Consider the following 18,867-nt stretch of genomic DNA (forward strand, 5'->3'; position numbering starts at 1 on the left):
GGAGCAGGCTGCGGGCCTCAGCAAGCAGGCCGCAGGACGATCCCATCGATTTTCCCAAACTTCCGCTGCCTGAGATGCTCTTGCTGTCGTCGAAATGTAGTCATTCTGGACTATACCAAAACCCGAACAGCAATGTCCGGTGACCGGTAAGGGGACAATACAAATGTATCGCAGCAATCGCAGAAACTTTCTCGGGATGACCGGCGGCGCGGCCATTGCCTCGCTCTATCCGGGGCTCATCGAGAGAGCGCTCGCGATTGCCCCTGCCACGCGCACCGGAACCCTGCAAGACATCGATCACATTGTCGTACACATGCAGGAGAACCGCGCGTTCGATCACTATTTCGGCATGCTTAACGGCGTGCGCGGCCTCGGTGATCCCCGCCCCCTGCGCCTGCCCGGCGGACGCACGGCATGGGCGCAGCCGTCCTCGCAGCATCGCGATGGCTACGTCCTGCCCTACCACGGCGATTCGAAGACCACCCGCTCGTTCAGGGTCGATGGGGCAGGCCAGTCGCATCAGGAGAACATCTGGATATTCAACCGCGGCCGCTACGACCGCTGGGGCCACACAAACGAACTCCACAACCGCATGCTGCACTACACAGCCGGTGACCTGCCGTTCTACTATGCGCTCGCCGATGCCTTCACGGTCTGTGATGCCTACCACTGTTCGACGATGACGCAGACCTACCCCAACCGCCTGCACCTGTTCAGCGGGTGCAACGGCGGTGGCACCGTGGGCGGCGATCCGGAAATGGACAATTACGGCGAGAGCGACACCCCCAGCGCGGACATGCGCGAGGATAAGCCCCTGCGGTCCGATGCCTACCGCTGGACCACTTATGCCGAGCGCCTGCAGCAAGCCGGGGTGAGCTGGAAGGTCTATCAGGAATACGACAACTTCGGCGACAACCTGCTTTCGGTTTTCGCGGCCTTTCGCCCCTGCCCGCCTGAATCCGACCTCTACAAGCGCGGGCGATCCTGGGTCTCCGAGCACAGGCAAGGGCCCGACCGCACACGCTCCGACGGTAAGCAGCTCGTCGCCGCTTTCCGCGACGATGTGGTCCATGGGCGCCTGCCCCAGATCAGCTGGATCGTCACTGCCGCAGACTTGTCCGAACACCCCCAGGCCGAACCGGCCAAGGGCGAGCACGTCACGGTCGGGCTGATTGCCGCGCTGGTCGATCATCCCGAAGTCTTCGCGCGCACCGCCTTTCTACTCGTCTATGACGAAGCGGGCGGCTTTTTCGACCACATGCCGCCGCCGGTGCCCCCGGTCGGTGATTATCGCGGCTACAGCTCGGTTCCGCTGGACGGTGAAACCAAGGTCTGGGGCGCGGATGCCAAGCAGGTCCATGGTCCGCACCCGATCGGCCTCGGCATCCGTACCCCCACCGTGATCGTCTCCCCATGGAGCCGCGGCGGTGCGGTGTGCTCTCAACTCTTCGACCACACCTCTGTGCTGCAGTTCATGGAAGCGCGCTTCGGTGTGCGCGAGCCAAACATCAGCACCTGGCGCCGCTCGGTTTGCGGAGATCTGACATCGGCGTTCGATTTCAGCACGCCGAATGCCGACACCGCAGCCTTCGATTTCCCCTCGACGGCGGATTTCCAGCAGCGCGTTGCACAATCAGCGGCGGGTACCGCGAACGCCATCCCGGACAAGCAGCAGCCCGGCCGCCAGATGGAAGGCCGCCGTCGCCACCGGACACTCCCGTACCGCTTCCGCACCGAAGCCGGGATTACGGATCAGGGCCGTCTGCGCATAGCCCTGCATAACGCCGGCAAAGTGGGCGTCACCTTCACCGTCCACGACAATCACGACAAACTGGAACCCTGGCACTACACCATCGGCGGCGGAGACAGCTTCGCCAGCGAGCAATGGCACGACGACGGACTTGCAGACGCCTGCGACCTGACGCTTGCCGGTCCCAACGGCTACATGCGGCGCTATGCCGGAACGCTCGGCGCCGCCGCCTCGCGCCTGGAAGCCGGATTCGCAGAAGTGGAAGGCGAGCGCGGTGCGCAGCTGACCCTTTTCAACCATGGCGGCGAACCGGCCAATTTCGAGCTGGAGATGGACGCGACTTATGCTGCGGCCAAACCCGCAACCAGCACGGTTCGAGTGGAACCGGGGAAGCACGCCAACATCCCGCTGCCACTCGCCGCCACGCAGGGCTGGTACGACCTGACCGTGACCGCCAAAAACGATCCGGCGTTCCTGCGGCGCTTCGCCGGAAAGGTGGATGACGGCCGCGACGGCCTCACCGACCCCGGGATCGGCATGATGCGCGTCACCGCCTGACTCCGGCGCCCCGAAATCGGCAAAAGCTGCCCAGCGTCACAAAAACGTCGCCATTTTGGTCCATACCAGAGTCCATCAACTACCGGTGACAACCTTGCCCCAATCCTCCTCCCGTTCCGGATCGAGCGGTGCCATGCTCGCGCTCAGCAGCGCTGCGGCGTTCGGTGCCTATTTCGCCATGTACGCGTTCCGCAAACCTTTTGCGGCTGCGACCTTCGCGGATCATGCGGGCTGGCTGAGCGCCACCGACTACAAGACGGCCCTGCTGATTGCGCAAGTGCTGGGCTATGCCCTGTCCAAGCTGATCGGCATCCGCGTGATCGCCGAATTCGGCCGTTCTGGCCGGGCGCTGGCGATTCTGGCGCTGATCGGCACATCGTGGCTGGCGCTGATCGCCTTTGCCCTTGTTGCGGCGCCCTGGAACGTGGCCTGCCTGTTCTTCAACGGGCTGCCTCTGGGCATGATCTGGGGGCTGGTGTTCAGCTATATCGAAGGCCGCCGCGCGTCGGAGGCCATGGGCGCGATACTCTGCGCCAGTTTCATCCTCTCCTCCGGCGTCGTCAAATCGGTGGCCGTGCTGGTCATGGATCAAGGCGTCAGCGAATTCTGGATGCCCGCCGTCACCGGCGCCCTGTTCGTGCCGCTTCTGCTCATTTGCCTCTGGCAGCTTGAACGCCTGCCTCCCCCCGATGCACGGGACGAGGATGAACGGACATCGCGCGTGCCGATGCTCAGCAAGGACCGCGCGCAATTCCTGCGCACGCATGGCGTGGCAATGATCCTGCTCGTTTCCGGCTATGTGCTGCTCACCGCCATCCGCGATTTCCGGGACAACTTCGCCGCCGAACTCTGGACCGCCATGGGCTATGGCGGCACTGCCTCGGTCTTTTCCGAGAGCGAACTGCCCGTGGCGGTCGCCGCGCTGCTGGTACTCGGCGCGCTGATGCTGATCCGCGACAACATGCGCGCGCTGCTGGCGATGCACGGTATCGTCTTTGCAGGCGCCGTGCTGCTCGGCCTGTCGACGCTCGCGTTCCAGATGCACCTGATCGCGCCTCTGCCGTACATGATCCTGACCGGTGCGGGCCTCTATTTCGCCTACACGCCGTTCAACGCCATGCTGTTCGACCGGATGATCGCCGCGATCGGACATGCCGGGAACGCCGGGTTCCTGATCTACATCGCGGACAGCTCGGGCTATGCCGGAAGCGTTGCGCTCCTGCTCTACCGAAGCCTTGGCCGCCCGAACATGAACTGGCTGCCCTTCTACATGGACGTGGCTTACGCGACCTCGATTGCCGTGGCCGTGTGCACGCTGCTCTCGGCGGCCTGGTTCGTCTTCCACGTCAATGTGCATCACGTCAGGACCGCCCGTGCATGATCTGATCATCGTGGGCGCAGGCATTGTCGGCCTCGCCCACGCCTATGCCGCCGCCCGCCGGGGTATGGACGTTCTCGTGATTGACCGCGACGCGCAGGCCAATGGCGCCTCTGTGCGCAACTTCGGTTTCGTTACGGTCACGGGACAGGAACGCGGCAAGGTCTGGCGTCTGGCCCAGCGCAGTGCCGCGATCTGGCGCCAGATCGCGCCCGACGCAGGTATCGCCATCGAGCAGGAGGGGCTGTTCCTCGTCGCCCAGCGGCCCGAAGCCGCCGCCGTGATCGAAGCCTTTTCGCGCACCGAGATGGGCGAAGACTGCACGCTGCTCAGCGCGGCCGAAGCCCGAGCGCACTGCCCTCAGCTTACCGGCGAAGTTTCGGGCGCTCTGCTCAGCCGCGCGGACGTCCGCGTAGAATCGCGCACGGCGATCCCTCTCCTGGCACGCTGGCTGGAGGAGGCGCACGGCGTCCGTTTCCAGCGGGGTGTGGCCGTCAATTCCGTGGCCACCGGCCTTGTCCGCCTGAGCGACGGTTCGTTCGTCAAGGGCGGCGAAATCGTGGTCTGCCCCGGCGACGACTGGGCCAGCCTGTTCCCGCGCGAATATACCACCGCGGGCGTCACGCGCTGCCAGCTCCAGATGTTGCGCCTAACGGCTCCCGGATGGCGACTTCCCGCCCCGGTAATGACCGATCTCAGCATGATCCGTTATCTCGGCTATTCCGCCCTCCCCGAAGCCGAAGCGTTGCGCTTGCGGCTTGAACGGGAATGCGCGGCCGAACTCGGCTATGGCATCCACCTGATCGCGGTGCAGAGCGCGGATGGCACGCTCGTCGTCGGTGACAGCCATGTCTATGCCGCGACACCGCCGCCCTTCACATCCGAAGCGATCGACGCGGCCATGGTCGGCCAGTTCTCGGCCCTGTTCGGTGGTGCCCCGCCCGTGATCGAACGCTGGACCGGCACGTATGCCAGCGGGCCGCAGCACAGTTTCGTCCGCCGCCCGATGCCGGGCGTGCGCCTTGCCGTCGTCACCAGCGGCACCGGAGCCTCCACGGGCTTTGCGCTGGCGGAAGACGTGATTTCGCAACTCTACGAATAAAAGGGGAAAAGACCCATGCATCCCAACCTGAAAGCCGTCGTGTTCGACTGGGCCGGCACCATGATCGACTTCGGCAGCCGTGCGCCGGTGCTCGCGCTGTGCAACCTTTTCGCCGAACAGGGTGTGCCAATCACCGAGGCAGAGGCGCAGGAAGACATGGGCCGCGCCAAGCGCGATCACATCGCCCACATCCTCGCCAAGCCGCGTGTCGCCGCCGCCTGGCAGGAAGCGAAGGGCACCGCACCCACCGATACCGAGGCCGATACCCTGTTCGAAGCGATCGGCCCGGCCATGCGCAAGGCAGCCCGCGACTGCGCGAAGCTGATCCCTGGCGCCGCAGAAGTCGCCCGCGACCTGCGCGCGGCAGGCGTCAAGATCGGCTCCTGCACCGGCTATTCGCGCGACATGATGGCCGACATCCTCCCCATGTCCGCCGAACAGGGTTATGATCCCGACTACTCCGTCTGCGCCGGGGAAACCGCCGAAGGCCGCCCTTCCCCACTCATGGCATGGAAGAACCTCGTCGAACTCGGTGCCTGGCCTGCATCGGCCTGTGTCAAGGTAGACGATACCGTGGTCGGCATTGCCGAGGGACTCGCGGCGGGCATGTGGACAGTGGGCGTAGCCGCCAGCGGCAATTCCGTCGGCCTGTCCGAAGAGGATTTTGCCGCGCTGGACGCGGCCGAACGTGAACGGAAGGTCGAAACGGCCCGTGCCCAGTTGCGCGAGGCCGGTGCCCACGTCGTGATTGACACGGTAGCAGACCTGCCCGACGCTCTGGCGAAACTTGACATCGGCTGATCCGCGCGGTGGCGATTGCCAAGCCGGTGCCCGCAAGCTAGGACGCCCCTCGCAAGCGCCCGTAGCTCAGCAGGATAGAGCATCAGATTCCTAATCTGGGGGCCACAGGTTCGAATCCTGTCGGGCGCACCATTTCCTCGCAAATCATATCCCGCTGTCCGGCAGGGCTTCAGTTTGCCTTGTCCGGCGGAGTGATGGGGAATGGCAGGGGCATGACCGCGATGCCCTCTTCAAGCAGCTCCTGTGCTTCGTCAGCCGTGGCCTGCCCGTGGATCGTCTCAACCTCGCGCTCGCCATAATGCATGGCGCGGGCGTCTTCGGCGAAGGATTCGCCGACATAGCGCGACTCCTTGAGTGCCTCGGCCTGCAATCGGGCAAGCTTGTGCATCAGCTCTACGGCTTGCGGCGGCAAAGGCACATTGGCCATCGGTGCACTCGGCGGAGCTGCCGATGCTTGAACCGCCGGCACGGCTTCCTCTGTCACCTCGCGGCGGGCAGCCTGTGCTTCGGCAAGTTGATTGCCCTTGCGGCCCAGCCGGGGCGCCTGCACGGCCTTGTGCACATCGGTCGAGCCGCAGGCAGGGCATGACAGAAAGCCCCTCTCCTGCTGGCGCGCAAAATCGTCAGAAGACTTGAACCAGCCCTCGAAGCGGTGCGGCCCGCTGCGGCATTCCAGATCGTAGACAATCATGTGGCGCCTATTTGGCGATCATGCGGCGGTTGGCAAGGCTGGGGAGCTGCGCCCGCACTTCAGCGATACGCGCCAGATCGATCTCCGCGTAGCCAAGGCCCGCGGACTCGCCGCCCAAATCGAGCAGCACTTCGCCCCAGGGATCGATCGCCAGCGAATGGCCATAAGTCTCGCGCCCGTCCTCATGCTTCCCGACTTGCGCGGCGCACAGGACATAGGCGCTGGCCTCGACAGCGCGGGCGCGCTGCAGCAGGTGCCAGTGTGCCTTGCCGGTCGGCACGGTGAACGCCGCAGGGATGGCAATGACATCGCATTGCGCCTGCCCAAGTGCTTCGAACAGCGCCGGGAAGCGGACGTCATAGCAAATCGCCAACCCGAGACGGCCGACCGGTGTTTCCACCGTCACCACGGTATCGCCCGCGGCATAGGCATTGGATTCGCGCCATGTTTCACCGGTCGCGAGATCCACGTCGAACATATGGATCTTGTCGTACCGGGCCCGGATCTCGCCCTTGTCATCGATCACGAAGGCGCGGTTGGCCCATTTGCCGTCTTCGCGCGCGATCGCCAGCGATCCCAGATGCACCCAGACCCCTTCGCGTACGGCCGCTTCGCGTACCGCGGCCAGAACCACGTCATCCGCTTCGCTGCAGATCGATTCCTTCGCCCGGTCGCGCTTGCGGTCGAGCAGACCGCTCATTTCCGGCGTGAAGAGCATGGCCGCGCCTTTCGCGCGCGCATCCGCCATGGCCTGGACGATCACGGCGGCATTGGCCGCCGGATCGATGCCCGTGGTCATTTGCAGGATTGCAGCAATCGCCATCGTCTCAGAGCCCCAGAACGGGATCGAGCTGTCCTTGCCGGTCGAGCGCGTTGATATCGTCGAAACCACCATAGGGCTTATCGCCGATCAAAACCTGCGGCACGGTGCGGGCACCCGGCACACGGTCCTGCATTTCGGCCTTCTTCGGGCCACCCATGGTTATGTCGTATTCCTCGTAAGCCACGCCCTTGCGGTCCAGCAGCGCCTTGGCGGCGACGCAGTAGGGGCATCCCCACTTGGTGTAGATTTCGACCTTGGGCTGGCTCATCGGCGGGTTCCTTCCTTACGCGTCTCGCGACCCTTGAAACGGCGGGCCGCTATCATATCTTGGGTAGCGTGTCATGGCCCGCAACGGGGATGGCTCATTCACGGGGCGCCGGTTTTCCGGGCTCCGCCAACACGAAGATTGCTCATTGGAGGATTTTTGTCATGAACCGTATCGATTTTTCGCCCTATCGCCGCACCATGGTCGGGTTCGACCGCCTGTTCGACATGATCGAGAACCAGGGCCGCGCGAATACAGGCGACAAGTACCCACCCTTCAACATCGAACGCCGCGGCCAGGATGCCTACCGCATCACGCTGGCCGTCGCTGGGTTCAAGCCAGCCGACATCGACATTACCGCGCAGGCCAACCTGCTGATCGTCAAGGGCAACAAGCCCGAGGAAGCCTCTGACGGCGAATTCCTCCACGTCGGCATCGCCCAGCGCGGATTCGAGCGCCGCTTCGAACTGGCCGACTACGTGCGCGTCGACGCCGCCGATCTTGCCGACGGCCTGCTGATCATCGATCTCGTGCGCGAAGTACCCGAAGCGATGAAGCCGAAGAAGATCGCGATTGGTGGCAATACGCTAACCGTGATCGATAACAGCGCTGGCGAGGACACGGTCGCAGCCTGACTTCCCTGAAAATCGCAAATTTTCAATTTCTTGAAAAAGGCGGCTCAGATAACCGGGCCGCCTTTTTTGTGTTTCTTACCCTCGCGTAAACCAAATGCCGAGAGGCCTCAGTAAAACCCACTAACCGTTTCATACCAAAGGACATTCGGTATTTCCCCTTATACGACTTAAGTCGCCCCCAACCTGAGCCGGTTACACAAACTCCTGCATTCCGCCCCCCAGGAGTTTGATAAGCTCATGACACGTTTGAAGATCGCCCACCGGCTGGTGCTCGCCTTCAGCCTCTTGCTTGCCATCGTGGCGGGTCTCGGGGTTTTTGCGATCCGCCAGATCGGTGAAGTCAACGCCCTGACCAGCGAACTGACCACCGATTCGCTGCCTGCCGCGCAGGCCCTCGGTGATCTTCACGCCTATGCGTCGCAATACCGGATTCATCAGGACGACACCCTGAAAGCCGCCGGCACGCCCGCGTGGGACCGTCAGAACAAGGTGCTCCGCAATTCCGGGGCCGTCATTGATCAAGTTCTCGAGGACTACGGTTCGCACATCCACAAGAAGGAACAGCTGGCCGCCCTTGATCAGGTCCGCCAGGACTGGAAGGCCTATGTGGCGCAGAACGATACGATCCTGAACATCGCCCAGACAGACACTGCCGCCGCGCGCGACATGTACGAAGGCGAAGGACTCGACGGCTTCTACAACATGGAAGACCATCTGCTCACGCTGGTCGACCTCAACTCCAAGGCCGCCGAAGAATCCGGCAAGCGTGGCGAAACGATCTATGCCAAGGCGCATGAAGTCGTCACTGCCACCGCGCTGGGCGGTCTGGTCGTCGCCGTCGTTCTCCTGATCTTCATGATGCGCTCGGTCGCCCGCCCGGTAAAACTGCTCGACGCCACCGTTCGCCGCCTGATCGACGGCGACACCAGCGTCGTGATCCCCGGTGTCGGACGCAAGGACGAACTGGGCAGTCTCGCCCGCGCACTCGAGCGTTTCCAGGGACTGGCCCGCGCCGACCAGGAACGCGCACACGAAGAGCAGGAACGCGCCCGCGATCTGCAGCGCACGGTCGAAGCCATCGGCAATGGCCTTGCCCAGCTTGCCGAGGGTGATCTGACGAACCGCCTCGCGGAAGCCGGCGAAGGCGCCCTCGCCCGCCTGCCCGTGGACTACAACCTCGCCGTTGCCCGCCTGTCCGAGACGATGCAGCAGCTTGTCGATGGCTGTAACTCGATCCGCGTCGGTACCGACGAAATCGCGGCCGCAACTTCCGACCTTGCCGGCCGCACCGAGCAGCAGGCCAGCTCGCTGGCCGACACCTCGCGCACGCTCAGCGAATTCACCAGCGTCGTTCAGGTCACGGCAGACAATGCCCGCCAGACCAGCACGCGCCTGATCGTGGCCCGCGAAACCGCAACCAAGGTCGAAGGCATTGCTCACGACGCTGTCGACGCCATGCGGGGAATCGAGACGACCTCTCGCGAAATGGCCGCGATCATCAACGTCATCGACGGTATCGCATTCCAGACCAATCTTCTCGCGCTCAACGCCGGCGTCGAGGCGGCACGCGCCGGTGAAGCCGGCAAGGGCTTCGCGGTCGTTGCCACCGAAGTGCGTGCGCTGGCGCAGCGCTCGGCCGATGCTGCCAACGATATCCGCAAGCTGATCGATCGCAGCACCAAGCAGGTCGGCGACGGCGTGTCGCTCGTGGAAAGCAGCGGCGACGCCCTGCGGCAGATTGTCGGCGAAGTCGCGGCCGTTGCGAACCTGGTCGAAGAGATCGCCGGAGCTGCCGAGAAGCAGGCTGAAGGCATTACCGAGATTTCGACCATGGTCGCCGGCATGGACACCTTCACCCAGCAAAACGCCGCGATGGTGGAGGAAAGCTCGGCAGGCAGCCGCAACCTCTCGAACGAAACCCAGCACCTCATGCAGCAGATGGCGGCATTCCGCCTCGGCGACGGTCATGCGGCGCTGTCGTTCACGACCTCGGCCGAACACCGCCTGCCCGCCAACGAAGAGCCGGTGAAGGAAGAGCCTGCACGGCCCATGGCGATGCCCGCTGTCGCAGGTGCCAATGCCCTCGCCCTCGACGACTGGAGCGAATTCTGAAGTTTGAAGTGAGTGCCCCCAGGGCCGACCGGCACAAACCCGGCGTCCCATCGGAAATGGAGACTGAGTGTGAAGACTATCCTGAAAATTTCCGCCGCGCTTTCCGTGCTGGCCCTGAGCGTGAACCCGGCCTTCGCCGATGACTGGCTCAACACCGTGAAGCGCACCGTTGCATCCAAGCAGAGCTATCCGCGCACGGCGCAGATGCGCGGCGAGGAAGGCACTGCCAAGGTGAAGGTCTACATCTCGGCTTCCGGCCAGATCCAGAAGGCCGAACTGGCCGAATCGTCGGGCTCCACTGCACTCGACAAGGAAGCCGTCGCCGTGATGTCGCGCGTCGGCAACCTCCCGGCCCCGCCGGCCGGCACCAGCTCGGTGGTCCTGCCGCTGACCTGGAAGCTCATCTGATTTGCCGCCGGCGCGCTGCGGCGCGCCAGCGGACAGGCCAAGGGCCGGCTCCCCGGGGAGCCGGCCCTTGGTCTTTCAATACCACCAGATGGTCAGACGAGGCGAGCCTGCCGCAGCGAAGCCGCGATGAAACCGGCAAACAGCGGATGCGGATCGAACGGCTTCGATTTGAGTTCCGGGTGGAACTGCACGCCCACGAACCACGGATGATCGGGCCGCTCGACGATCTCCGGCAACAGCCCGTCGGGAGACATGCCCGAGAAGATCAATCCGCCGCTTTCGAGCGCATCGCGATAGGACGCGTTGACTTCGTAACGGTGACGGTGACGCTCGCTGATCGAGGTTGCCCCGTAGATTGCGGAGACGTGGCTGTTGGGCGACAGCTCCGCGGGGTAGGCGCCCAGACGCATGGTTCCGCCCAGGTCCCCGCCCGCAGCACGCTGCTCAAGGCCGTCCTTGCCCATCCATTCGGTGATGATGCCGACGACCGGCTCCTCGGACGGCCCGAACTCCGTGGAGCTGGCCTTCTCGATACCGGCGGCACGGGCGCCCTCGATGCAGGCCATCTGCATGCCGAGGCAAATCCCGAAGAACGGCACGTTGCGTTCGCGCGCGAAGCGCACCGCCGCGATCTTGCCTTCGGTTCCGCGTTCACCGAACCCGCCGGGCACGAGAATCCCGTGCATCGGCTCAAGCGCGGCGGCGATTTCGGAATCTTCCTTCTCGAAGATCTCGGCATCGATCCACTTGACGTTGACCTTGACCCGGTTTGCCATGCCGCCGTGGACCAGCGCCTCGTTCAGCGACTTGTAGGCATCAGGCAGCCCCACGTACTTGCCGACGACGCCGATCGTCACTTCGCCTTCGGGATGCTCGTACCGGTCGGTGATGTCGTCCCAGCGTGCCAGTTCGGGCGCTGCCGAGGTCAGTCCGAAGTGGTGCAGCACTTCGGCGTCTAGACCCTCACGGTGATACTGCTCGGGCACGGCGTAGATGTTGGGCGCGTCGAGCGCCTGGATCACTGCCTGCGGGCGCACGTTGCAGAACAGGGCAATCTTGCGGCGCTCGCTTTCGGGCAGTTCACGGTCGCAGCGGCACAACAGAATGTCGGGCTGGATGCCGAGGCCGGTCAGCTCGCGCACCGAGTGCTGCGTCGGTTTGGTCTTCAGCTCGCCAGCGGCAGCGATGTAGGGCACCAGTGTGACGTGGACGAAGCAGGTCTTTTCGCGCCCAAGTTCATTGCGCATCTGGCGCAGAGCCTCAATGAAGGGCAGGCCCTCGATATCGCCGACCGTACCACCGATTTCGCACAGCACGAAATCGAGATCGTCGGTTTCGGTCTGCGCGAAATCCTTGATTGCATCGGTCACATGCGGGATCACCTGCACCGTCGCGCCCAGATAGTCCCCGCGACGTTCCTTAGCGATGATATCACGGTAGATGCGGCCCGAAGTGATGTTGTCCGCCTGACGTGCCGAGACACCGGTAAAGCGCTCGTAGTGGCCGAGGTCGAGGTCCGTCTCGGCCCCGTCGTCTGTCACGAAGACCTCGCCGTGCTGATACGGGCTCATCGTGCCCGGATCGACGTTCAGGTAGGGATCGAACTTGCGGATGCGGACCTTGAAGCCGCGTGCCTGCAACAGGGCCGCAAGGCTTGCCGCCATGAGACCCTTGCCCAGCGAGGAAACCACGCCGCCGGTGATGAAAATATGCCGCGCCATGGGAGTCGGGCCTTAAATTGCATGGGGGCCCTAGGGCAAGCGCCCAGAGCCTGAATCCACAGGTCAAACACAAGAATTGCCCCTCTGGCAGGGCCAGAAGGCAATCCGGTTACGATAAAACGCGAAAAGGGTTACTGCTTGGCAGCCCCCGAAAGCGGATCGTTGGCAGGTGCCTGCTCAGCCGGAGCCGTCTTGCCCGCCGTTGCCGCACCCTGACCGGCCGAACCCGCAAGCGGATCGGCAGGCTGGGCCGGAGCCGTGTTGCGCTGAAGCGACGTATCGATGTCGCGGCCGGTCGTCTCGTTCACGGCCAGCGCGGCCAGAACGATGCTGAGCGCCACGAACAGCGCCGCCAGAATGCCCGTTGCCCGCGTCATGAAATTGGCCGCGCCGCGCGCCGACATCAGGCCTGACGGATTACCACCGCCAACACCGAGGCCACCGCCTTCCGACTGCTGCATGAGGACTACGGCGACAAGAGCCGCTGCAATCAGTGCCTGGACCACGGTCAGGAAAAGGAACATCTTCGTCTCAGCCTTCTGGCGGGCGCAATGCCCGCATTAATCCGGGGCCAGATAAGCCTTGTGAGCCCCCTGCGCAACCCGGGTATGACACCGGGAGAAACCGCACGGCTCTCTCCCGGCGCTATTCCGTTCAGTCCGCGGCCAGCGATGCCGCTGCACCGACGATGGCAAGGAAGCTCTCGGCTGTCAGGCTGGCGCCTCCCACGAGCGCGCCACCCACTTCAGGCACAGCGAGCAGTTCGTTCGCGTTGTCAGCCTTCACCGAGCCGCCGTAAAGAATGCGCACTTCCGCACCGCCCTCGCCGTAGATGGCAACGAGCTTGTCGCGGATCGACTTGTGCATGGCCGCCACGTCCTCGACAGAAGGCACGCGGCCGGTACCGATCGCCCAGACCGGCTCGTAGGCCACCGAAAGCTTTTCCGGCGCACCGTCGGTCTGCGGGCACGAACCTTCGAGTTGCGCGCCGACGACCGCTTCGGCCCGCCCGGCGTCACGCTCGGATTCGGTTTCGCCAACGCACAGAATCACCCCCAGGCCTGCTGCCAGCGCGGCCTCGGCCTTGGCCTTCACGTCCGCATCGGTCTCGCCGTGGAGCGTGCGGCGTTCGGAATGGCCGACGATGGTGAAATCCGCCCCGGCATCCTTGAGCATGACTGCGGAAATATCACCGGTGAACGCTCCGCTTTCCTGGGCGTGGCAGTCCTGCCCGCCCACGCCGATGATGTCCGCGGCATCGCGAGTCCGGTAGATCAGCGTCGAAGGCGGCGCGACCGCGACCTGCACCTTGGGAAAGCGTGCTGCCGCCCGGTCGATGGCGCGCGCCTCGTTGAGCATCGCCCGCGTGCCGTTCATTTTCCAGTTTCCGACGATGTAAGGCAGTCCAGCCATTTCAAACCTTTATCATTCCGGCGCGAATCCGCCTGTTTCCGCCATCGGGGGGAATCGGGCCCATCGCAGTCGGGGCGCTGCTAAGGCAGGGCCGCCCGCCTGTCAAAACCGATTGCCCACTTTAATGACAGCGGCTGGACAATCACCACTGGGCGAATCAAGGCCCCCTTCAACGGGCTCCAGACTTTCGTGGCATAGCCGCCTGCAGTCCGCTTTCGCGATAGATTGCCCTGTCTTGATTGCGTTGGCGTGCGAGGGGGCATTGCAGGATGCGGCAAGGCCCCCTAAAGCCTGCGCCCGTTTCATGCGAAGACGACAACGCTTCGCCCAGGCAATCGCTGATCGGCACGGTCCATGCTCTCTTTCTTCAGAAACTTCTTCAAATCCAAGATCGGCGCAGCCATTGCGCTGGCGGCGCTGGTTCTCATCGCCATTGCCTTTGCCAGTGGCGATATCGCCGGGCTGCGCAATTCGTCAGGCCTGAGCGACGGCAACGCCGTGGCGACAGTCGGCAGCGAGGATGTCGATGCCCAGCAGCTCACGCAGGGGGCGACCCGTGCGCTCGAACGCGTCAAGCAGCAACAGCCGACAGCGACCATGAAGCTGCTGGTCGCGCAGGGCGGCGTCGAGCAGGTGCTGAGCGATCTCATCGACCGCACCGCGTTCTTCGTTTTCGGCAAGGACCACAAGATCCTCGCCAGTGATCGCCTGATCGACAGCGAAATCACCCAGATCCCGGCCTTCCAGGGCGTGGACGGCAAGTTCGACCAGAACACCTTTCGACAGGCGCTGGCGCAGCAGGGTATTTCCGAAAAGGCGCTGCGGGAAGACATCGCGCACAACCTTACCGCGCAGGTGCTCATGTCTCCGGCCACCACGGGAACGGTGATGCCGGACTATGCCGCAAGGCAGTATGCCGCGCTGCTGACCGAGACCCGCACGGGCGCCGTCGCCGCCCTGCCGTCGCTGGCTTTCGCGCCAGAAAAGGACCCCACGGACCAGCAGCTCGCGGCCTTCTACAAGGACCACACCGACGCCTTCATCCGTCCCGAACGCCGCGTGATCCGCTATGCCAGTTTCGACAAGACCTCGGTCAAGGCACCGGCGGTCCCGACCGATGCGGAGATTGCCGCGCGCTATGACGCGAACAAGGCGATCTACGCAGCGCAGGACCGGCGCAAGATCACCCAGCTGATTGTTCCCACCGAGGCGGCAGCCAAGGCTGTCGTTGCCGAAGTCGAAGGCGGCAAGCCGCTCGAAGCGGCCGCTGGTGAAAAGGGCCTAACCGCGGCCAATCTCGCCTACTTCAGCAAGGAAGACCTCTCGAGCCAGTTCTCCCCGGAGGTATCCGCGTCCGTTTTTGCGGCACCGGTAGGCAAGCTCGCCACCCCGCAGAAAAGCGCGCTGGGCTGGCACGTCATCCGCGTCGATGAAGAAGAGAAAAAGCCTGCCCGTACTCTGGCCGACGTCAAGGCCGAACTGACCCAGCAGATCGTCGAGGAGAAGACGCGCAAGGGCTTCACGGACATGGCGGCCAATATTGAGGACCAGATCGACAACGGCGCCAGCCTGCCCGAAGTCGCGAAGGCCTTTGGCCTAGAGATCAAGACGACCGCGCCCCTCACGGCAGATGGACAGATCTACATGAAACCGGGCGAAATCGTTCCGGGCGACCTCAAGCCGGTGCTCCCCACCGCCTTCACGATGGACCAGGAAGAACCGCAGGTCGCACCTGCCGTTCCCGGCCAGACTTTCGTGGTGTTCGACGTGACAGACATCATGCAGTCGGCCCCCGCCCCGCTGGCCGAGATCAAGAACGACGTGAAGGAAGCCTGGAAGATCGATACCGGTTCGAAGGCTGCCCGTGCTGCCGCAGTCAAGATGCAGGGCGAAATCAGGAAGGGCAAGACGATCGAGCAGGCTCTGGCTGCCGCCGGCAAGCCGCTCCCGCCGGTACAGGACGTCTCCATGTCGCGCCCGACGCTGGCAGCCGCGCTGCAATCGGGCAAGCAGGTGCCACCGCCAGTGTCGCTGCTGTTCCACATGGCGACCGGCACTGTAAAAGTGCAGTCCGCCATGCAGGACCGCGTCTGGTTTGTTGTCCAGCTCAAGACCATCGAACCCGGCAAGGTCGATTCCGACGAGATGATCCGGGGCGCGCGCCGCGAGCTCGGCCAGCAGCTCGGCCAGGCCTACGGCGACGCACTGGCCAAGGCGATCCGCAAGGACGTGGGCGTGACCGAGCATCCCAACGCAATCAAGGCCGTGCGCGACCAGCTCGCCGGCACCGTTCCGGCGAACTGATCCGCAAAAGGCACCAGATGATGCAGCGCGAATCAGACCGTACCGCCGCCCTTGAACGCCTGACGCAGGGCCAGCCAGCGTTACTCTGGCGCAAGCTTGTCGCGGACACGGAAACGCCGGTGGGTGCGGCGCTCAAGCTGTTCGAGGAAGGGCGCGGCGATTTCGTGCTCGAATCGGTCGAGGGCGGCGAGACACGCGGGCGCTATAGCCTGATCGGCCTCGATCCCGATCTGGTGTTCCGCGCAAGTGGTGCCGCCTGCGAGATCAACCGTCAGTGGCAAACCGACCGAAACACGTTCGCTCTCCTGCCCGGCGACAGCCTGTCCGAACTGCGCGCGCTGGTCGAAGTCTGCCGCATCGACGTTCCGGCGGAACTGCCCAAGGCGCTTGCCTGCCTCGTCGGCTATTTCGGCTACGAAACCATCGGTCTTGTCGAGAAGTTGCCGCGCGCGCCGCAAAGCACGCTCGATGTGCCCGACATGCTGTTCGTGCGCCCCTCGCTGATCCTGGTGTTCGACCGGCTGAGCGACGAGCTGTTCTGCGTCGCGCCGCTATGGCCGGACGCGGACACACCCGAACGCTTGGTGGAGGCCGCCGCCGAGCGTATCGACGAGGCCTTGCGCCGCCTCGCTGCGCCGATACCGGCCGCCCCCGTGCAGGCGGACCTGCCCGAGCCGGTCCAGACCCCGATGATGCCCGCCGGCCAGTATGAAGCCATGGTCCTCAAGGCCAAGGAGTTCATCGAGGCGGGTGACATCTTCCAGATCGTGCTGGCCCAGCGCTTCACCTGCGAATTCCCGCTGCCGCCGCTGGCTCTCTATCGCTCGCTGCGTCGCGTGAACCCCTCGCCCTTCCTCTACTTCCTTGATCTGCCCGGCTTCGCACTGGTGGGATCGAGCCCGGAAATCCTCGTGCGCGTGCGCGACGGCGAAGTGACGATCCGCCCGATCGCGGGCACGCGTCCGCGCGGCAAGACACCGGTTGAGGACAAGGCCAACGAAGCAAGCCTGCTCGCCGATCCCAAGGAACGTGCCGAGCACCTCATGCTGCTCGACCTCGGCCGCAATGACGTCGGTCGCGTCGCCGCCAAGGGCACCGTCGAAGTCACCGACAGCTACACGATCGAGCGCTACAGCCACGTGATGCACATCGTCTCGAACGTGATCGGCCAGCTCGACACCGAAAAGCACGATGCGATCGACGCGGTCTTCGCAGGCTTCCCGGCAGGCACCGTCTCAGGCGCCCCCAAGGTCCGCGCCTGCGAGATCATCGCCGAGCTCGAACCCGAAACGCGCGGCGCCTATGCCGGCGGCGTCGGCTATTTCGCGCCCGACGGTTCGGTGGATTCCTGCATCGTCCTGCGCACCGGCGTGCTCAAGGACGGCGTGCTCCACGTGCAGGCAGGCGCAGGTATCGTGGCGGATAGCGATCCGGCCTACGAACAGCGTGAATGCGAAGCCAAGAGCGGCGCGCTGTTCGCGGCAGCCCGCGAAGCTGTGCGCGTTGCCGGGGAACCGAGCTTCGGGCAGTGATACGGGCTGCGGCGGCACTAACCCTTCTCCTTCTTGCGTCCTGCTCATCCGGCGAAAAGCAGGAGGCCGAAGCATCGCCCCCTTCGCCTTGCGAAAGCGCCACGTTCGAAGGCGTGGCCTTCACCCATTGCACTGCCGTGCCGGGGCGCAACACCATCCACACGGTGCTCGGTCCAAAAGATGGCGCGCCCTACCGCAGTCTGTCGCAGCTGGCGGTGAACCGGCCCGACAAGGCCCATGCCGTCGCTTTCGCAATGAACGGCGGCATGTTCGACGATGCCGGGCAGCCGATCGGCTACTACGTCGAGGACGGCGAGCGGCTGATGAAACTCAACACCAATGAGGGGCCGGGCAATTTCCACGTCCTGCCCAACGGCGTGTTCTACGGAAAGGCGGCCGGACTTTGGGCCGTCACGGCCAGCGACCAGTTCGCCGCCAGGGTCACAAATCGCCCGGACTTCGGCACTCAGTCCGGCCCGATGCTGGTGATCGATGGCAAGCTGCACCCGAAGATCCAGCCCGACGGCACTTCGCTCAAGCTGCGCAACGGCGTCGGCGTGGACAAGCAGGGCCTCGCGCACTTCGTGATCTCGGACGAGCCGGTCTCGTTCGGCAAGCTCGCGCGGTACTTCCGCGACACGCTTCACTGCCCCAATGCGCTGTTCCTCGACGGCAGCGTGTCCTCACTGTGGGACCCCGAGCATGGCCGCGTCGATGGCGGGCCGCCGCTCGGCCCCTTGATCGTTGTCGAGAAACCGGCGAAAGGCGGCTCATGATCCTCGTCATCGACAATTACGACAGCTTCACCTGGAACCTGGTCCACTATTTGATGGAACTGGGCGCCGAAGTCGAAGTCGTGCGCAACGATGCCATGTCCGCCGGGCAGGCCATTTCCAGCGGTGCACAGGGTTTCCTGATCTCGCCCGGCCCCTGCACGCCGAACGAAGCCGGGATCAGCCTCGACCTCGTGGGCGCGGCGGCCGATGCCGGAATGCCGCTGCTCGGCGTGTGCCTTGGCCACCAGTCGATCGGGCAGTATTTCGGCGGCAAGGTCGTTCGCGGCGGGCTGATGCACGGCAAGACCAGCCCGGTCACGCATGACAACACCGGCGTGTTCGAGGGCATCCCCTCGCCTTTCATCGCCACCCGCTATCACTCGCTGATCGTCGAGGACATTCCCGAGGCGCTGGTGGTCAACGCGCGCTCGGACGACGGCCACGTCATGGGCTTCCGCCACCAGAGCCTGCCGATCCACGGCGTGCAGTTCCACCCGGAAAGCATCGCCACAGAGCACGGCCACGCCATGCTGGCAAACTTCCTGAAGCTGTGCGGCATCGACGCAAAGCTGCCGCAACGCCTTTCGGCATGAGACGG

At 64.4% G+C, this 18,867-nt stretch carries 17 protein-coding genes and 1 tRNA gene; 12 read left to right on the plus strand and 6 right to left on the minus strand.

Annotated elements, in window-relative coordinates; all coding sequences use genetic code 11:
• The first annotated feature begins 163 nt into the window (after positions 1 to 163).
• The 5 genes from MTR64_RS04545 (at position 164) to MTR64_RS04565 (ending at position 5,721) form a co-directional block, all read left to right on the plus strand.
• On the plus strand, positions 164 to 2,308 hold the full coding sequence (locus MTR64_RS04545) for a phosphocholine-specific phospholipase C (protein WP_268740721.1): 2,145 nt from the start codon (positions 164 to 166) through the stop codon (positions 2,306 to 2,308).
• 133 nt (positions 2,309 to 2,441) lie between these two features.
• The gene (locus tag MTR64_RS04550) at positions 2,442 to 3,689 is read left to right on the plus strand and encodes a DUF5690 family protein (RefSeq protein WP_243991220.1); all 1,248 of its coding nucleotides are present in this window, start codon (positions 2,442 to 2,444) and stop codon (positions 3,687 to 3,689) included.
• Complete coding sequence (locus MTR64_RS04555) at positions 3,682 to 4,788, plus strand: TIGR03364 family FAD-dependent oxidoreductase (protein WP_243991221.1); 1,107 nt, start codon at positions 3,682 to 3,684, stop codon at positions 4,786 to 4,788. Before MTR64_RS04550 ends, MTR64_RS04555 begins: the two co-directional genes overlap by 8 nt.
• 15 nt (positions 4,789 to 4,803) lie before the next feature.
• Positions 4,804 to 5,589, plus strand: a complete 786-nt coding sequence (phnX, locus tag MTR64_RS04560; protein WP_243991222.1) for a phosphonoacetaldehyde hydrolase — start codon at positions 4,804 to 4,806, stop codon at positions 5,587 to 5,589.
• 55 nt (positions 5,590 to 5,644) lie between these two features.
• Positions 5,645 to 5,721, plus strand: a tRNA-Arg gene (locus MTR64_RS04565).
• Positions 5,722 to 5,758: 37 nt separating this feature from the next.
• Here the strand turns inward: MTR64_RS04565 and MTR64_RS04570 are convergent.
• From MTR64_RS04570 to grxC, 3 genes are read right to left on the minus strand one after another with little or no spacing between them, the layout of a single operon-like run.
• Positions 5,759 to 6,280: a DUF1178 family protein gene (locus MTR64_RS04570; protein WP_243991223.1), complete on the minus strand. Its 522-nt coding sequence runs from the start codon at positions 6,278 to 6,280 to the stop codon at positions 5,759 to 5,761.
• Positions 6,281 to 6,287: 7 nt separating this feature from the next.
• Positions 6,288 to 7,103: a carbon-nitrogen hydrolase family protein gene (locus tag MTR64_RS04575; RefSeq protein WP_243991224.1), complete on the minus strand. Its 816-nt coding sequence runs from the start codon at positions 7,101 to 7,103 to the stop codon at positions 6,288 to 6,290.
• 4 nt (positions 7,104 to 7,107) lie between these two features.
• Positions 7,108 to 7,371, minus strand: coding sequence for a glutaredoxin 3 (gene grxC / locus MTR64_RS04580; RefSeq protein ID WP_243991225.1), 264 nt, complete (start codon positions 7,369 to 7,371; stop codon positions 7,108 to 7,110).
• 161 nt (positions 7,372 to 7,532) lie between these two features.
• On the opposite strand from grxC, the gene MTR64_RS04585 reads away from it, so the two are divergent.
• The 3 genes from MTR64_RS04585 to MTR64_RS04595 all read left to right on the plus strand — a co-directional run bounded on the left by MTR64_RS04585 (position 7,533) and on the right by MTR64_RS04595 (position 10,523).
• Positions 7,533 to 8,003 (plus strand): Hsp20 family protein, encoded by a 471-nt coding sequence (locus MTR64_RS04585; RefSeq protein WP_243991226.1) that lies wholly within the window; start codon positions 7,533 to 7,535, stop codon positions 8,001 to 8,003.
• A gap of 237 nt (positions 8,004 to 8,240) precedes the next feature.
• Positions 8,241 to 10,115: a methyl-accepting chemotaxis protein gene (locus MTR64_RS04590; RefSeq protein ID WP_243991227.1), complete on the plus strand. Its 1,875-nt coding sequence runs from the start codon at positions 8,241 to 8,243 to the stop codon at positions 10,113 to 10,115.
• Positions 10,116 to 10,184: 69 nt separating this feature from the next.
• Positions 10,185 to 10,523 (plus strand): energy transducer TonB family protein, encoded by a 339-nt coding sequence (locus MTR64_RS04595; RefSeq protein WP_243991228.1) that lies wholly within the window; start codon positions 10,185 to 10,187, stop codon positions 10,521 to 10,523.
• Positions 10,524 to 10,615: 92 nt separating this feature from the next.
• On the opposite strand, the gene MTR64_RS04600 is transcribed toward MTR64_RS04595, so the two are convergent.
• The 3 genes from MTR64_RS04600 to tpiA all read right to left on the minus strand — a co-directional run bounded on the left by MTR64_RS04600 (position 10,616) and on the right by tpiA (position 13,657).
• Positions 10,616 to 12,244, minus strand: coding sequence for a CTP synthase (locus tag MTR64_RS04600; RefSeq protein WP_243991229.1), 1,629 nt, complete (start codon positions 12,242 to 12,244; stop codon positions 10,616 to 10,618).
• Between the two features lie 131 nt (positions 12,245 to 12,375).
• Positions 12,376 to 12,768 (minus strand): preprotein translocase subunit SecG, encoded by a 393-nt coding sequence (gene secG / locus MTR64_RS04605; RefSeq protein WP_243991230.1) that lies wholly within the window; start codon positions 12,766 to 12,768, stop codon positions 12,376 to 12,378.
• Between the two features lie 130 nt (positions 12,769 to 12,898).
• Positions 12,899 to 13,657 carry a triose-phosphate isomerase gene (tpiA, locus tag MTR64_RS04610; RefSeq protein ID WP_243991231.1) on the minus strand — a complete coding sequence of 253 codons (759 nt, stop codon included), beginning with the start codon at positions 13,655 to 13,657 and terminating at the stop codon, positions 12,899 to 12,901.
• 354 nt (positions 13,658 to 14,011) lie between these two features.
• Here tpiA and MTR64_RS04615 point away from each other — a divergent pair, with 354 nt between their 5' ends.
• The 4 genes from MTR64_RS04615 (at position 14,012) to MTR64_RS04630 (ending at position 18,862) form a co-directional block, all read left to right on the plus strand.
• A complete protein-coding gene (locus MTR64_RS04615) occupies positions 14,012 to 15,961 on the plus strand; it encodes a SurA N-terminal domain-containing protein (protein WP_243991232.1) in 1,950 nt (649 codons plus the stop codon).
• 20 nt (positions 15,962 to 15,981) lie between these two features.
• Positions 15,982 to 17,493: an anthranilate synthase component I family protein gene (locus MTR64_RS04620; RefSeq protein WP_243991233.1), complete on the plus strand. Its 1,512-nt coding sequence runs from the start codon at positions 15,982 to 15,984 to the stop codon at positions 17,491 to 17,493.
• Between the two features lie 113 nt (positions 17,494 to 17,606).
• Positions 17,607 to 18,269 (plus strand): phosphodiester glycosidase family protein, encoded by a 663-nt coding sequence (locus MTR64_RS04625; RefSeq protein ID WP_419144913.1) that lies wholly within the window; start codon positions 17,607 to 17,609, stop codon positions 18,267 to 18,269.
• Complete coding sequence (locus tag MTR64_RS04630; RefSeq protein ID WP_243991235.1) at positions 18,266 to 18,862, plus strand: anthranilate synthase component II; 597 nt, start codon at positions 18,266 to 18,268, stop codon at positions 18,860 to 18,862. Before MTR64_RS04625 ends, MTR64_RS04630 begins: the two co-directional genes overlap by 4 nt.
• Positions 18,863 to 18,867: the final 5 nt, after the last annotated feature.

Origin of the sequence: Novosphingobium album (ex Hu et al. 2023) (assembly GCF_022832385.1) — a bacterium.
GTDB lineage: Bacteria > Pseudomonadota > Alphaproteobacteria > Sphingomonadales > Sphingomonadaceae > Novosphingobium > Novosphingobium album.

Coding starts and splice junctions, on each gene's coding strand:
- MTR64_RS04545 (WP_268740721.1), top strand. CDS start 164: ATGTATCGCAGCAATCGCAGAAACTTTCTCGGGATGACCGGCGGCGCG.
- MTR64_RS04570 (WP_243991223.1), bottom strand. CDS start 6,280: ATGATTGTCTACGATCTGGAATGCCGCAGCGGGCCGCACCGCTTCGAG.
- MTR64_RS04590 (WP_243991227.1), top strand. CDS start 8,241: ATGACACGTTTGAAGATCGCCCACCGGCTGGTGCTCGCCTTCAGCCTC.
- secG (WP_243991230.1), bottom strand. CDS start 12,768: ATGTTCCTTTTCCTGACCGTGGTCCAGGCACTGATTGCAGCGGCTCTT.
- MTR64_RS04600 (WP_243991229.1), bottom strand. CDS start 12,244: ATGGCGCGGCATATTTTCATCACCGGCGGCGTGGTTTCCTCGCTGGGC.
- MTR64_RS04615 (WP_243991232.1), top strand. CDS start 14,012: ATGCTCTCTTTCTTCAGAAACTTCTTCAAATCCAAGATCGGCGCAGCC.
- MTR64_RS04630 (WP_243991235.1), top strand. CDS start 18,266: ATGATCCTCGTCATCGACAATTACGACAGCTTCACCTGGAACCTGGTC.
- MTR64_RS04550 (WP_243991220.1), top strand. CDS start 2,442: ATGCTCGCGCTCAGCAGCGCTGCGGCGTTCGGTGCCTATTTCGCCATG.
- tpiA (WP_243991231.1), bottom strand. CDS start 13,657: ATGGCTGGACTGCCTTACATCGTCGGAAACTGGAAAATGAACGGCACG.
- grxC (WP_243991225.1), bottom strand. CDS start 7,371: ATGAGCCAGCCCAAGGTCGAAATCTACACCAAGTGGGGATGCCCCTAC.
- phnX (WP_243991222.1), top strand. CDS start 4,804: ATGCATCCCAACCTGAAAGCCGTCGTGTTCGACTGGGCCGGCACCATG.
- MTR64_RS04620 (WP_243991233.1), top strand. CDS start 15,982: ATGCAGCGCGAATCAGACCGTACCGCCGCCCTTGAACGCCTGACGCAG.
- MTR64_RS04585 (WP_243991226.1), top strand. CDS start 7,533: ATGAACCGTATCGATTTTTCGCCCTATCGCCGCACCATGGTCGGGTTC.
- MTR64_RS04575 (WP_243991224.1), bottom strand. CDS start 7,103: ATGGCGATTGCTGCAATCCTGCAAATGACCACGGGCATCGATCCGGCG.